Below are 13504 nucleotides of genomic sequence, written 5' to 3' on the forward strand. Positions count from 1 at the left end.
AGTTGAATTCGCGCTGTGTTTTTAATTGGTATTGCCGTTTAAGCCGTTCATATAGAGCCATGCTTTTCATATCTCTAAAATCAGTTTTACATCACGTCAGATACTTTCCTTTGTGGTCGGCTTTGACTGTTCTTCGATGGCGCGCCTTTGATTTGCGGTCACGTGGGTTAGGAACGACATTCGGTTTGATTCTGCGTTGGTTTCCGCCAGCAAGACGCCGGTTTGACCGTGAAGCCAAACGGGTTTTCCCGGATATGAAGCGTGGTGCGCGCGCTAAGCTTGGTCAAAAAATGGGCATGCAAATGGGGCGGACGCTCTTTGAGATCTATCACGACGCTGAGTTTCAAACCCAACACCACAAATTCAACACCTCAGGCCCTGGTCTTGTTGCACTGAAAGAGGCTCAAGCGGCTGGCAAGGGAGCGATCATTGTTTCTGGCCACTTTGGGCAATGGGAAGCTGTTCGCGCCGTGGTCAAAATGCATGGGCTCGAAAGCGGAGCTGTGTATCGACCGAACAAGAACCGCCATTACGAACGCCGCATTCTTGGGGGGATTGAAGCAGGGGGAAAGCCAATTTTGGCAACCGGCAGCGTGGGAACCAGGGCCCTAGTGCGGCATCTGCGGGATGGCGGTATTATCTCAATCTTATTAGATGAGAAGTATTCGGAAGGTGTGCGAATACCTTTCCTTGGGTATGATGCTCTTACGTCTCTCTCTGCGGCCCAGCTTGCACTCAAATACGACCTACCCATGATACCAGCCTATGGTATCCGCACTGAAGACGGGAACGCGTTCAACGTGGATTTCGAAGCCCCAATCCCACACACCGACAGCATTACAATGACCCATGCTTTCAATGACAGCCTATCTGCGCGGATCATGACTGATCCAGAACAGTGGTACTGGATGTTGAGGCGTTGGGATGGTGTGTGACCTTGGGGTCTGATACCGGAGGGGGCAGCACCGTCAGCCCGGTATAGCTTCAGCAATCGAAACATTTGCCGCTTCGTGACGTCCAACATGTTCGCACCGTTCTGAACGCTCAGGCGTCCATCATCGACCTGCGCCAACACCTCAATGCGATTTAGCTCGCGTTCGCTCATAATCACCAGTCCCATGTCCAATCTCCCGTTGTTCATTTGAACAAGAGAGTGACATTTCTGAATTGCACAGGGGTGACATTATCGCTTTGCAGCTACAACTGACTGTTGCAACCAAGTTAAAATGTCCGTCGTTCCGCAAAGTAGAAATGTCTCACTTGGTGGTGTGGGAGCATGGCTGGGCTGGGTGGAGACCTCACACATCGCAGCCCGGACCAGCCATGCGGGCGTGGTTATTCCGCGGCGTGTGGCGTGGCAGCCTCGGCCTTCTCCTTCGCGCGTTTAGCCAGCTTTGAATTCCAGCCGTTGTTGCGTTTGCCAGTCGGTTGATAGCGCGTCGCTTGCTTGCCGGCGCGGCGTTTTTTTGGAGCCGCTTTGTCCTGTTCGGCTTTGATGTGCTCCAGGACCGCGCTGAGATGTTTGTTCTTGGTGATGGCTGCGTGGGTCACACGCTGATCTTTATCAAAGATGGAATAGGGGATGGAGACACCTTTCCAGCGGACCTCAAATCGCCCATCCGGGAAGGCAAACGTGTCCACATATTTGCCCGGCAACCCGCGCGTCATCTCATTCTCGGCAAGGATGATGCGTTGGCGTTCATAGGAGAACGCAAGTTGAGCCCCAACAAGCCGTTCGTCTTGGAGCGCGAACACATCTCGCAATCGATCGGGCTCGATGTTCATCGGCCGATGCAAGTTGTCGGCACGGCGCGGGACCTTTGCGAACTTGGCGTTATAGCTCTCGGTGAAGCTGGGCAGAAACGCATTAGCGGCGTCCATATCCGAGATGCCTGCAAGCCTGAGCTCTTTGACCAAACGGTCCTGTAATGTGCGATTGGCGCGCTCGACGCGGCCTTTGGCCTGAGAGCTGTTTGCACAGAGAATCTCGACGTTTAGCGCGTTTAAAGCCCGACCGAATTGCGTCATCCCGTGCCCGGATTTGGCGGACTGGTTGGCGACGCGGAACACCGTTTGCTTGTCAGAATAGAACGCAACCGGCCGGCCATGTGCTGCCAGATACAAATCGAGCGCCTCAAAGTAACTGAACGTGCTCTCAGACGTCACAAACCTCAGCTGCATCAAAGTGCTGGTCGCATCATCGATGAAGACGAGCAGGGTGCATCGCGGACCACGATCCTCAAACCAATGGTGATCAGATCCATCGATCTGGATCAGTTCGCCGAAGCATTCCCGACGCAAACGAGGCTGATGGAACGTGCGGCGCTGTTTGCGGCTCAACCAGATCCCAGCGTCCTGCATCCACTTGCGCAGCGTCTCACGCGAAACCTTCAGGCCATGATCTTCTGCCAGCTTCTCAGCCGCAAACGTCGGGCCAAAGTCGATGTAGTTCTCGCGGACCAGTGTCACCGCAAACTCACTCACCGCAGGGTCGATCCGGTTGTTCGATCTTCGGCCGCGCGCTTTGTGGCGGATCGCAGCGGGACCATCGGTCTGGAAATCCTTCAGCAATCGATGCACTTGTCGTCGGCTCAGTCCAAGCACGTTGGCCGCAGTCACAGCCGTCATCCGGCCTTGTGTCACTTGGCTCAATACTTCAATGCGGTTCAGCTTGCGTTCGCTCATAATCACCAGTCCCACAGCCACACTCCAATCCTGCTTCAACAGGGAAGTGTGCCATTTCTACTTTGCAGATGTGGGACATTCTAACTTTGCGAGTACACTGACTTATCGCATAATAGTAGTTATGTTAAATATAGCAGAGTCACTGACCTTTGTCAGAGGTTTGCGTCAATCCATTTTGACATCATCTCACGATCTCGGAAACATTCCTGTGGCACTTCACGCCGTTTCATTCGCGCAATCCGCTCAGCAAAACCAACCTGCTTTGATGTTGGATAGTTTGAAAATTGACCAGTTGGCTTCGCGATTTTGTGCGTATCAATCCAACGGGAAAGCGCATAGCGATTCTGCTGAACTTCCCAAGGAAGAACAACGCCAGAGCGTGTAGCGATTTGCCGCGCATAGGCCATCTGTTTTTCGGTAACTGGGGCCTGATGGTAGTCGTTATACGGCGCCGACGCGGCAGCCGTTTGTTGGATAGCACTCATGGGAATTTCTCCTCACTTTAGTTTCTATTGAAGGTAGAACATTTAGAGGAGCAAATCAATATGTTGTATATGAAATCTATAGCATCACATTATCTGGTGCGTGACGTATTATTCTACGTCGATCTCAGTGCGTAGTTGGGGTCGATTCTGGTAAAGAGCAGAATGACACCTTAACGCATTTTCAAAGATCCGAACGGATACTTATTGCTACGGAAAGTCAATCGCTTGTGAGTTTTGCTTTGTCCTATTTGATGGAGTGTCTGTTTTGGACAATTTCTGGCTCAACAAAAACAACGGCTTACTGGTTAAAAAAATCCAATAGGTTCAACTGGTACACCGAGTAGTAATTTTCTTAGGGTGTCATTCTGCCCCCTACCAGAATCGACCCCTCACCTCGGAGAAGGTCGAACCCCGAGGGCGCGTCTATCGAGTTAGAAACACCAATGTGTGATTTCACGGTGACTCAGCTTGTTTCAAGCATCTCTGTTTCTTGCAGAATCCTACAGTATGCGGATGCTGGCCGTTGAGGTTTCGCCTGTATGATACCTCAACTGCTCAAGGTGGTGCTGTCCGCACCGCTTTACCTGTCTCAGACTGTGCCAGCCTCGCGCTGGCCCTTTTTTATTTGCCTGCTTTCAGGGCGGCGGTAATTTGGGCACGCGTCATGCCAAACTGCCGTGACAACGCTGCTGGCTTCACCCCCGCTTGGATAGACGATCGGATCAAGCTGATCTGCGATCCGGTCAATTGCGACAGGACAGGATCTGGTGCGTTTTTGCGTGGCGGCTGATTTTTCTCCTTCGCTGCTGTAAGCCCGCGGCTCCCCATTTCGACAGCCAATGCCTCTGTCAAACGCATAATGTCATGCTCAGGCAAATGTTTTAACGATGCCGCAAGATTATGCGGCAGGACAGTGCGTAGCACCTCGCCCCCACCCGTTGACCGGCGCGCGTTATGATCTTTTTGACGACTCATGCAGTCATGTATCGCCCCCCGGCAATCCTTTGCCAAGCCGCACGAACAAGCGCCGCAGCAGGTAACCCCTTGCCAAAGACACTCCGACGAAGGCGACACCGATCGCCAGATGTGCGTCCAGCGTAGCCTCGATGCCAAACCATGGAAACACAGCAATCTGGGTGACGATGGCGAGGATATAGCCCACGGTGACATTGGTGGCGGCTTCTACAAGAGACATCATGCGCGACTGGGTCATGCCGCGTCACTCGGGCTTTTACGCTCAGCTTTCAGATCCGCGAACGCCCTCCCATCACCATCAAGCACTGCCGATTGCCCCGAGAAAGCAGGCCAACGTTCAACAGCAACATCTACATACGCCGGGTTCAACTCGATCCCGTAGCACACGCGGCCTGTGGTCTCGGCCGCGATCAGCGTGGTGCCAGACCCCATGAACGGCTCATAGACCGCCTGCCCAGGGCTGGAATTGTTAAGGATGGGCCGACGCATGTATTCCACTGGTTTCTGCGTCCCGTGTATCGTCTTGGCATCCCGATCCTTGCTCGGGATTTACCACAGCGTCGTCTGCAGCCTGCGCTATACTCGACCGCACGCACGGTCGGCCACGCGCGTCACCGTTGCATGGGCTTTCTGGCGGATTGAATGAGCTATTGTCACCCTGACACCCAGGGGCCGGACATTTAAAGCGTAGCATCACGGTCTGCGCGTTTTGACATTCCCGAAGTCGATGTGGCCTATAAAAGAGCGCGCGTCTCAGCTCAATGAAGGCCAAAAAAGGATTCCGAAACGCAGACACAAACGGTCGTTTCTGGAAGGTCTGCGGCACGGTTTGATGAAGCATTATCGATGTTAAAGTCAAAACTATATTTTGGGCTCGATGAGATGACGTGGGCCGGTTCCAGACGAACGAGCGCGATCCTGAGGATTATAGAGCTCACATTTTTTTAGCGAAAGACAGCCGCAGCCAATGCATCCATCCAGGGTGTCTCTTAGTCGCTGTGCTTTGGTAATGCGTGCATCGAGATCCTTGCGAAACTTAGCTGACATTCGCGTCCAATCCGCACGCGAGGGTGCACGCCGTTCTGGTAAGGTCTGCATTAGGACACCAAGGTCACTCAAAGAAACACCTAACTCTTGGGCTATCATCACAAAGCTGAGTTTGCGAATGTCCGAGCGGTCATAACGCCGGTGGCCTGACGCGTTTTTGAGCGGGGCAACTAGCCCATGAGTTTCATAAAATCGGATGGCTGATACCGCCAAACCGGTGCGATCGGCCACGGCCCCTATCGTCAAACCTTGTGAAATAGGCACGGCAAAGAAACCTCTTGATCTAAAGTTAACTTGAGGAGTTACACCATGAAGTAGAGATATTTACAAAGGATAAAATCATGGCTGAGCTTAAACATCTTAACATAACAGTAAAAGACACCGCAGCCACCGCAGAAATGTTATGTGATCTGTTTGGATGGAAAATACGCTGGGAAGGCGCTTCAATCTTTGATGGGCATTCCGTGCATGTCGGAAGTCCGACCACCTATCTGGCACTTTATTCACCACCCACTGATACAGATACTGCTGCCGAGAGCTATCACAGACGCGCAGGTCTGAACCATGTTGGTATTACTGTCGATGATCTGGACGCAACAGAGGCCAAAGTCAAAGGGCACGGATATGTGCCCAACAGTCACCAAAACTACGAACCTGGCAGGCGGTTCTATTTTGATGATGAGAATGGGATCGAGTTCGAGGTAGTATCTTACTCTTGAGTTTCGTGGGCAGATGATAATCTTATAACGGGAGGTGAGGGCCATCGTCGTTTTACGCAACGGCTATTTTAGAGCCTTCCAAAAACGCTCCAGACTGTGTGAAAACAATCGAGTGCTCTACAAAGCGCCACAAACCCCATTCAAAACCCAACAGGTTGTTGAACGTTTTTGGCTTACGGTATCTCGCGCTGACTGGCCTTGTTGTAGACATCGTTACGATCACGCCGTCCAACTGCGACGACGACGATCAATATTTCCGCATCTTTGACCTCGTACACCAGTCGACAGCCAACGCCGCGCAGTTTGACTTTGTAGCGGTCTTTCCCGCCGGAAAGCTTCGCCGATGGAATGCGAGGTTGCTCGCACCGCTCAACAAGCTTCTTTTTGAACCGAGACTGGGTGGTCTTGTCGAGTTTGCGCCATTCCTTCAGCGCAGCTTCAATAAAACCGAGATCAAAGCTCATCCAGCGTCACCCTTACGATAGGATCGCCTTGGCGTGCATCCGCTATCGCGTTCAGCTCGATGTCCTCAAGCCGATCCATCATGTCCTCATACGCCGCAGCAGGCACGCAGTAGAAAGCGGGTTCGTTTCGATTGAGAATCGCTACGGCCGCACCTTCCCCTGCTGCAACTGTGCCCATGGGGTTTTTCTTAAGCTCCGAGATACTCGCAGCGATGTCCGCCATCACATTGTAGGTCATAGGTCCTCCGGTATATCCTTAAGCGCTTTTAATAGCACTCCTAAAGGCACAAATAAAGATGTCTTTTGAGGTTCTCAATGTGAGATTAAATGTTTTGAGCGAGGCTTGAGCACGCCTGCCGGTGTAGCCACATCCGCCACCCGCAGCCGTACCAGATCCGCAGGGGAATCGCGTTTGGAACTGAGTGAGTAAAGGATTGCTCTTGCAGGTGATGGCGGGATGGATTCTGGATGGGTGGTTGTTCTCATCGGGTGCTCATCGCCATGCATATTTTTCTATCCGCCTTCGACGAAGTTCCTGATCCGCGCGCCAGTAACGTGCGCCACGACCTTGGTGAACTGCTCGTTATCGCCTTCGTGTCGGTCTTATGTGGATCGACCTCCTGCGCCGAGATGGCCGCATTTGGCCGTGCAAAAGAGAGCTTTTTCAGGAACTTCCTGAAACTCAAGCATGCCATTCCATCGCATGATACCTTCTCGGAGGTCTTCCGGATCATCGACCCGAAGGCACTCGATGCGGCCTTCAGTAAGGTACTTGCCGATGTGACCAAGCTCCTCAAAGACGGTGATATCATCGCGATTGACGGCAAAGCGTTACGGGGTGCGCGCGACCCGAGCGAAAGCGCACGGACCCGCATGATGTCTCAGCCTATGCCTCGCGGCTGCGCCTGACGTTGGCGACAGTACCTGCCGACTGAGGCACAGAACTCAGCGCGGCCATAGAGGCGCTTGGGTTGATCGATCTGCGGGGCAAGGTGGTCACCGGTGATGCATTACATTGCAACCGCCGCACGGTTGCCGCAATCAACGCAGGCGGCGGTGATTGGTGCCTCGCCCTCAAGGGTAACCAGGAATCCCTGTTGTCTGACGCCCGTGGATGTTTCAGCAAGGGGCACAAAAGCGATCCAACAGCCGTTACGGAAAATACCGGCCATGGAAGAAAAGAAACCCGTAAGGCGGTTGTGGTATCGGCTAAGGCATTGGCAGAATACCACGAATTCCCTGGCCTCAAGGGGTTCGGTCGCATCGAGGCGACCAGAGAGACGGGCGGAAAGGTGACCTCAGAGACCCGCTACTTCGCGCTGTCTTGGGTTCCCACACCTGAGGTGCTGTTGGCCGCTGTCCGCGACCATTGGGCCATCGAAAATGCCCTTCATTGGCAGTTGGATGTGTCTTTCCGCGAGGACGCCGCACGCAATCGGAAAGACAACGGTCCCGGCAACATCGCCGTTCTACGTCGCCGCGCACTCGACGTCCTCCGGCGTGACACATCCAAGGGCTCTCTCTCCATAAAAATCAAACGTGCAGGCTGGGACACCACCTTCTTACGCAGCATTCTCAGTGACTTGGCAACAACATGAGCCAAACGCGATTGCCCTGACCAGATCCGAGCCCTGGAAACTGCTATCAAGGGCCACTTTGAACAGCGCCAGATCACGCAGCGCGCGATCCTGGCGCGGGATCATCCGGATCAGGGATACCTGGTCAGGCGTCAGCGGTGGCTTTTTGCCTACAACGCGGCCTTTGTTCTAGGTGGTTTCGGGTACAGTCGGCACCTACAAATCCTTGCGTGCTTATTGGATAAATATACCCATAAACCGTGCATGATGAAAGTAGCATGTTTTGCGATGTGGCGCTTTACTTAAGTTTTGATGGATTTTAGTCTACGGTTCCATGCGAGCTTTTAACAGAAAGCTCGCATGAATTGCAGGCGATGATTGCGCAATTCGGTAATGCCGTTCGACATGATCGGCCCATTACTGCCATTCAACAGTAGGCCGAGATGGCTGCGGCGCTGCCCGTCGAAGGAGACACTCGCCACGCGTGCTAAATTCAAGCCACGTCGAATTCACACCGTCCAGGAGAGAACCCGACTTTCGCACTCCGCTTGCCGCTGTTAACCTGTGCTGAGATGGCCATCGCGTTACTGCATTTGACGCGGTGGGCAGCAGCAAAAAGTTGGGAGGGCATAGATGTCTGAAATCATTGATAATTGTATCTTGGATCGGCCAACCACAGGTGATCCAGGCAGAACGCTGTTGTGGGTGGATCGATGGGCGGCGCCTCTTTCTCATAATCCCGAAGCAGTTCTGGAGCTCGTCGACACGCTGTCAGATGTTGACACGGAATGCACCGATGATTGTCTTTCCCTTATCGAGCGCATCTTGGACGTGGCGCGTATGAACAATGAAAATGAGGAGCCGGGGGCGAGTCATTTTTTCCAGACCTTGGCGGCGGGCCTCGCAGGGCGGGCTGAGGCGGGTCAGCTTGGTGCCGAGTCCTGCTTCAGTCTCTGCCAGACCTACCTCCGTGCCGGTCTCACCCCTCCCGACCAGCTGCGCACAGCACCAGACACCCTCGAAGTTCTTGAACGGGACGAGATGCCCGAGCTTCCAGACGTCGCGGAGCTCGCGGAAGGGCTTGTCCCTAACGGGGCTACGCCTTTTGAAACCTATAATGCGCTACGTGAAATTGCTGGCGCTATGCCGGTACAAATGACAACGGCATTTCTGACGCAGATGATCGGGCAAGGCGATCCACGCATGATTGCCGTGGGGCGGTACTTTCTGCTCGATCCTGTCGCGGAGATGCGCGATGCGGCCATCACCGGGTTTGGGCTGCTTGCTGAAAGCGCGCATGTGAATGCGGCCTTGCTGTCCGATCTCCTCCTGATCCGTAACTGGCTGTCAAACGGCGAAGCGCTCGATGCGCTGATCAAGACTGCGCTGCGGCGGGAACCTTCAGGCGGAACTATTCCGCAACCTTGGCAGCTTCATCGAGTGATGACGTCGCTTCCTGACGGCACCGGCTCGCAAAGCATTATAGGCGTCTGTAGTCGTGGAAGCGCGCGCGCGGTGGCTGCGGCAATGATTAAGGAAGGACACGGGATAAAGGACGCTTATGTCATTCCATGTACAAGCAGAGGCGATCAGAAAACCATCGTTGAGCAACTTGAACAAATGATGACGATGCATGACGTGTCGCCTTCGTACCTTTCCCCTGCTTTTCGCTGCGCCCTTGGCGACGGGCTGGCGCGCGGTGCAGTGACAGCACCAGGCTTCTTGGATGTCGCTCCAATGTTCGGTATTGGCGATGTAACGCCACAAACTGGGGGGAATGCGGCGCTTTTCGCGGCGGTTGATCCAGAAGATGAGCTCGCGGCTCTATCAGACAATCGCCGGGGCCGGTTAATCAGCAAGAGCAGAGACTGGTTTTCTGAGCATGACATCTCTAGCAGCTGGTTCGTCTCAGATGCCACTTTGATGGAAGCGCTTGAAGAGGCGTCGACCGTTGCAAGCGCAAAGAAGATCGTCGCGAGTCATCTCCATGAAAGCCGCGACCGCTGGGCAAAACTCTTTGCCCGATCAGCGCTTATCCTGCGCCATGACTGCAACGCCCCGCCTGACGCGTGGATGAGCTTTGCCGCTCTCGGCCAGGCACTGGAAGATGGACGAGAGATCAAGAACATGCCCGTCTTTGAGGACATCCTCCGGCAAACGTTGGAGGCCGCAGCGGCGCGCGCACTGGAAGACGATGAAACGGAGTGGGACAATGAAGGTTCCGAGCCGCCTGACATCGAGCCTGAGCGGAAGGGCGAGTTGGCCAAGTTACTCAAGGGCAGCCCGCTCAACCCGGATCAGATTGATGGCTACCTAACCGCTGTTTTGATCGCGCCAGAATTCTCATCACCCAATGAGTGGCTAATGCCGCTGATGGACGGAATCGAGGTGAAGGGCCACGGTTCCGTTCAACGTATCTTTGACATCGTTATGTTGCGATATGGCGCGCTGAACGAGGCTGTGACCCTCGGCGAGATCGGTGGAGACCTCCGAGACCTGCCCCCGAAACGTTTTCAAGCTTGGACCGAAGGCTTCGCGCAGGCGGTAGATGGCATCAAGGGTGCTTGGCCGAAAAGAGCACTGAGCCGCGATGACAAACAGGTCCTCAGTATGATCCGAAGCTCCGCCAGTGATAGTCCAATACCAACCTTGAAGCCGCTCCTGCCCAGCTGGCTCCAGATGACTGCCGTCAAATGGCAGGAAATTTTGTGAGTCTTAAGCTGGTTTGGTTGGCTGTTTCCGGCCCTGAGCCGCCATTGGCCACCACCTCAAATGTTGCAGCGCGGCCCGTCATCGCGGCCATTCGTGCAGAGCGCAGCATTTTGTCGGCTCAAACGTCGGTGTGCGGGACTTTTCTGCCGTTCGATGAAATTGGCCAGATGTATATTTTTGATAGTTCCACTTAGCTGAGACTATCGGTTCAATGTTTGTCCGAGTTCGCATTCCTTTATGGCATGTTCTCCACTTCCTGCTGTAAAGAGCGTACCGTCAGGAGACATCGGCAGGGCCTTGTTGCACAAATGGGCTGATGGGATTCACTGTATGAATCCAGCGTGATAGATGAGTGGAATGAGCAGTTGGGCCCCTACGAAGTACAAGGCCCCATCGCAAGGTTTGTTCGTAGGGTTACCCTAGACGTGAACAAAGAGGGAACCTTTGCTATTTGATGTTATGAAGCCCATTTTCTCGTGGCGCTGAGGTGCAATGGTCGGGCATTCATGCGTTCAGCGGCCCCAGAATTCCAAACAAAATCACCTGTCAGATTGATGTGCATCCAGCCTAATGGCGAGACGTGCCGGAGCAAACTGGGATCAGCCAATTGGCCCGCCTTCAGAAGGTGTTGAGCTGCCTTATCCATGTACATGGTATTCCAATAGACGATAGCGGCAATAACAAGGTTTAACGCCATGGCACGCTTTTGTTGAGCGTCGGCTGATCGATCATGGATTCGACCCTGTGAATGAGCAAATACAGCCTTGGCCAGCGAATGACGGGCTTCCCCTTTATTCAATCCGGCTTGGCATTCCATGCGCTGCTTCGGATTTTCCATCCAATCCAGCATAAAGAGCGTCCAGGCATTCGATGGAACGTATTTTACTGAAATCGTCCATATCAGTGGAAATGTCGTGTTCTTTCACTCTGCGTTTGTTGATTACGATGACCAGTTGGCATATATTGCCAATAAGGAGATAGACCTATGGTTACACTCAATGTCGTACTGACAGAGTCCCAAGATGAGCTGGTGCAAGGCCTGATTTCGTCGGGACGATACCAAAATGCGAGCGAAGCTCTGCGCGCAGGTTTACGGCTTCTTGAGCGCGAGGAAGCTGGTTTGATCGAGCTTCGAAATGGATTGCGGCTGGGTCTCGCACAGATCGAATCTGGAGACCTCGCCGAAGGGACCGGGGCCGACGCCATTCGACGTGCCTTTGGTAAGGGCCGTTCGGGAACTTGACCCGTTCATTTAGACTGACAAGGAAGGCTGAAGACAGCTTGGTCGATATCGCGCGTTGGACGATTGAGCAGTTTGGTGCACGACAGGCCGATCTCTATGAGACCGAACTGGTCGCGAGATGCGAAGCACTTGCGCGCGGTGATGCCGTATCGCGTAGTTGTGCCATCCTTGTCGATGACGAAATGGAGTTGCGCTACGTGAGGGCAGGAGAGCATTTTGTCGTATTCTTGGAACGCTCTGCTGAGGTGTTGGTTGTGGATATCTTGCATTCGCGAAGCGATTTACCCCGCCACATCGCTGCTTTGGGAGCACTCAAAAATGACGGGTCGAACTAGGATTAGCGTCTCGCCAACACCTTACAGGCCTGCAGCCTTGGTCAGGTTGACACGGAACCGATCGCGGCGGCGTTGGTAGCGGCGGGTCATCTCGGCTGACGCGTGGCCGAGGTGTTTCTGGACGTAGCGTTCGTCAACTTCGGCAGAACTCGCGAGGCCGGCGCGCAGGGAGTGGCCCGAGAACAGCGCGATGCGTTCTTTTTCGGGGAGGTGGGACCGGATGCCAGCATCCAGCACTGTTTGCTTAATGAGCCGCGCGACGTGTTTGTCACTGAGCCGCGCCTCCAGAGCCTTCGTGCAATCACGGGACGTGCGGACGAACACAGGACCAAAACCGATCTTGGCAAAGTGCAGCCAGTGTTCCAGCGCATGCACAGGGCAGGTCTGGTTGCTCGATCCCCGACCGATTTCCACTTCGCGCCATCCGGTCTTTGCGTTGAGCGTGAGCAGGGCGCCCTGGTCAAGAATATCAATCCATCCTTCCGAGTCCGGTGTGTCGTCCTTATGGACGTCAAGGCTGACGATCTCGGAACGCCGCAACCCGCCCGCATAGCCCAGAAGCAGGATAGACCGATCGCGCAGCCCACGCAGGTCGTAGGGCAGGGTAGCGACCATGGCCAGAATGTCATCGCGTAGGATGGCTTCTTTCTGCACCGGCGGGCTGGCATGTTTGCGTTTGATCCCGGCCAGTACGGTCGCGATATGGCGATCCTTACGATCAAGGATGATGCCACGTTTCTGGTATTGCCAGGCGAGACCAGACAGGCGGCGCTCGATCGTACTCACGGACAGGGCTGGGGTCTTGGTATCTGGTGCCGCGCAGTTGGCAATGTAGAGGCCGACCAGTTCTGGAGACGGGGGCAGGGGGTCGGCACCACGTCTGCGGCACCAGCTGGAGAAATGAGCCCAGTCCTTCTTATAGGCCTTGTTGGTGTTCTCGGACGTCGCTTGGCGGGCATAATCGCGCGCGGTATCGACAAGACGATCGAGGGTGCCCGAGCCAGCGACATGTATGGGAAGGCTGATCCCATCGTTTTTTTCTTGATCTCTCTCGTCGTCAGGAGCATCGTTGAGCTTATCAGAGTGCGTTAAATGCGATTTTTCGTACATTTTGGTCATTTTCCTGAAAATCCACCGATGAAATGAAACTTTTCATTAGCCTATATTTTTATGTCCGATAATGCAAACTTATTGGACGTAACTTCCTACAGCATGCTACGGCGGTTTTAGTGGTAATTTCTGGTATTAAGCGCCGTTATGGT

15 protein-coding genes and 3 pseudogenes are annotated in these 13504 nt (G+C 54.0%); 8 read left to right on the top strand and 10 right to left on the bottom strand.

Annotation, left to right across the window (positions count from 1 at the left end):
• The first annotated feature begins 59 nt into the window (after positions 1-59).
• A complete protein-coding gene (locus tag OA238_RS25795; RefSeq protein ID WP_015497442.1) occupies positions 60-935 on the top strand; it encodes a lysophospholipid acyltransferase family protein in 876 nt (291 codons plus the stop codon).
• Positions 936-1335: 400 nt separating this feature from the next.
• On the opposite strand, the gene OA238_RS25800 is transcribed toward OA238_RS25795, so the two are convergent.
• The 6 genes and pseudogenes from OA238_RS25800 to soxR all read right to left on the bottom strand — a co-directional run bounded on the left by OA238_RS25800 (position 1336) and on the right by soxR (position 5456).
• Positions 1336-2700, bottom strand: a complete 1365-nt coding sequence (locus OA238_RS25800) for an ISNCY family transposase (RefSeq protein ID WP_044038823.1) — start codon at positions 2698-2700, stop codon at positions 1336-1338.
• 137 nt (positions 2701-2837) lie between these two features.
• Positions 2838-3170: a hypothetical protein gene (locus tag OA238_RS25805; RefSeq protein WP_015497444.1), complete on the bottom strand. Its 333-nt coding sequence runs from the start codon at positions 3168-3170 to the stop codon at positions 2838-2840.
• 621 nt (positions 3171-3791) lie between these two features.
• Positions 3792-4145, bottom strand: a complete 354-nt coding sequence (locus OA238_RS25810; protein WP_044037670.1) for a hypothetical protein — start codon at positions 4143-4145, stop codon at positions 3792-3794.
• 4 nt (positions 4146-4149) lie between these two features.
• Entirely contained in the window at positions 4150-4368 is a 219-nt protein-coding gene (locus OA238_RS25815; protein ID WP_420806472.1) for a DUF7220 family protein, read from the bottom strand.
• A gap of 11 nt (positions 4369-4379) precedes the next feature.
• Positions 4380-4718, bottom strand: a pseudogene (locus tag OA238_RS25820) (DNA-methyltransferase); the annotation flags it as partial.
• 288 nt (positions 4719-5006) lie between these two features.
• On the bottom strand, positions 5007-5456 hold the full coding sequence (gene soxR, locus OA238_RS30990; protein WP_083906837.1) for a redox-sensitive transcriptional activator SoxR: 450 nt from the start codon (positions 5454-5456) through the stop codon (positions 5007-5009).
• A 77-nt stretch (positions 5457-5533) separates the two neighbouring features.
• Between soxR and OA238_RS25825 the strand changes: the two genes are divergently transcribed.
• Positions 5534-5911: a VOC family protein gene (locus OA238_RS25825; protein ID WP_015497445.1), complete on the top strand. Its 378-nt coding sequence runs from the start codon at positions 5534-5536 to the stop codon at positions 5909-5911.
• 173 nt (positions 5912-6084) lie between these two features.
• On the opposite strand, the gene OA238_RS25830 is transcribed toward OA238_RS25825, so the two are convergent.
• The gene (locus OA238_RS25830) at positions 6085-6375 is read right to left on the bottom strand and encodes a type II toxin-antitoxin system RelE family toxin (protein WP_044037677.1); all 291 of its coding nucleotides are present in this window, start codon (positions 6373-6375) and stop codon (positions 6085-6087) included.
• Complete coding sequence (locus tag OA238_RS25835) at positions 6365-6613, bottom strand: plasmid stabilization protein (protein WP_044037679.1); 249 nt, start codon at positions 6611-6613, stop codon at positions 6365-6367. Before OA238_RS25835 ends, OA238_RS25830 begins: the two co-directional genes overlap by 11 nt.
• Before the next feature lie 230 nt (positions 6614-6843).
• On the opposite strand from OA238_RS25835, the gene OA238_RS34635 reads away from it, so the two are divergent.
• From OA238_RS34635 to OA238_RS33200, 4 genes and pseudogenes are all read left to right on the top strand, one after another.
• Positions 6844-7284 (top strand): ISAs1 family transposase, encoded by a 441-nt coding sequence (locus tag OA238_RS34635; RefSeq protein ID WP_275450486.1) that lies wholly within the window; start codon positions 6844-6846, stop codon positions 7282-7284.
• Positions 7285-7328: 44 nt separating this feature from the next.
• Positions 7329-7973: pseudogene (locus OA238_RS34640) on the top strand (ISAs1 family transposase); the annotation flags it as partial.
• A 612-nt stretch (positions 7974-8585) separates the two neighbouring features.
• Positions 8586-10664 (top strand): UPF0149 family protein, encoded by a 2079-nt coding sequence (locus OA238_RS25845; RefSeq protein ID WP_015497446.1) that lies wholly within the window; start codon positions 8586-8588, stop codon positions 10662-10664.
• Positions 10646-10858 (top strand): hypothetical protein, encoded by a 213-nt coding sequence (locus tag OA238_RS33200; protein WP_044037681.1) that lies wholly within the window; start codon positions 10646-10648, stop codon positions 10856-10858. Before OA238_RS25845 ends, OA238_RS33200 begins: the two co-directional genes overlap by 19 nt.
• A gap of 263 nt (positions 10859-11121) precedes the next feature.
• On the opposite strand, the pseudogene OA238_RS25855 reads toward OA238_RS33200, so the two are convergent.
• Positions 11122-11523, bottom strand: a pseudogene (locus OA238_RS25855) (Tn3 family transposase); the annotation flags it as partial.
• A 126-nt stretch (positions 11524-11649) separates the two neighbouring features.
• On the opposite strand from OA238_RS25855, the gene OA238_RS25860 reads away from it, so the two are divergent.
• A complete protein-coding gene (locus OA238_RS25860) occupies positions 11650-11907 on the top strand; it encodes a type II toxin-antitoxin system ParD family antitoxin (protein ID WP_015497447.1) in 258 nt (85 codons plus the stop codon).
• Positions 11904-12242 (top strand): type II toxin-antitoxin system RelE/ParE family toxin, encoded by a 339-nt coding sequence (locus tag OA238_RS25865; protein ID WP_015497448.1) that lies wholly within the window; start codon positions 11904-11906, stop codon positions 12240-12242. Before OA238_RS25860 ends, OA238_RS25865 begins: the two co-directional genes overlap by 4 nt.
• 21 nt (positions 12243-12263) lie before the next feature.
• On the opposite strand, the gene OA238_RS25870 is transcribed toward OA238_RS25865, so the two are convergent.
• Positions 12264-13352 carry a tyrosine-type recombinase/integrase gene (locus tag OA238_RS25870; protein ID WP_015497449.1) on the bottom strand — a complete coding sequence of 363 codons (1089 nt, stop codon included), beginning with the start codon at positions 13350-13352 and terminating at the stop codon, positions 12264-12266.
• Positions 13353-13504: the final 152 nt, after the last annotated feature.

Origin of the sequence: Octadecabacter arcticus 238 (assembly GCF_000155735.2) — a bacterium.
In the GTDB taxonomy this organism is placed as follows: domain Bacteria; phylum Pseudomonadota; class Alphaproteobacteria; order Rhodobacterales; family Rhodobacteraceae; genus Octadecabacter; species Octadecabacter arcticus.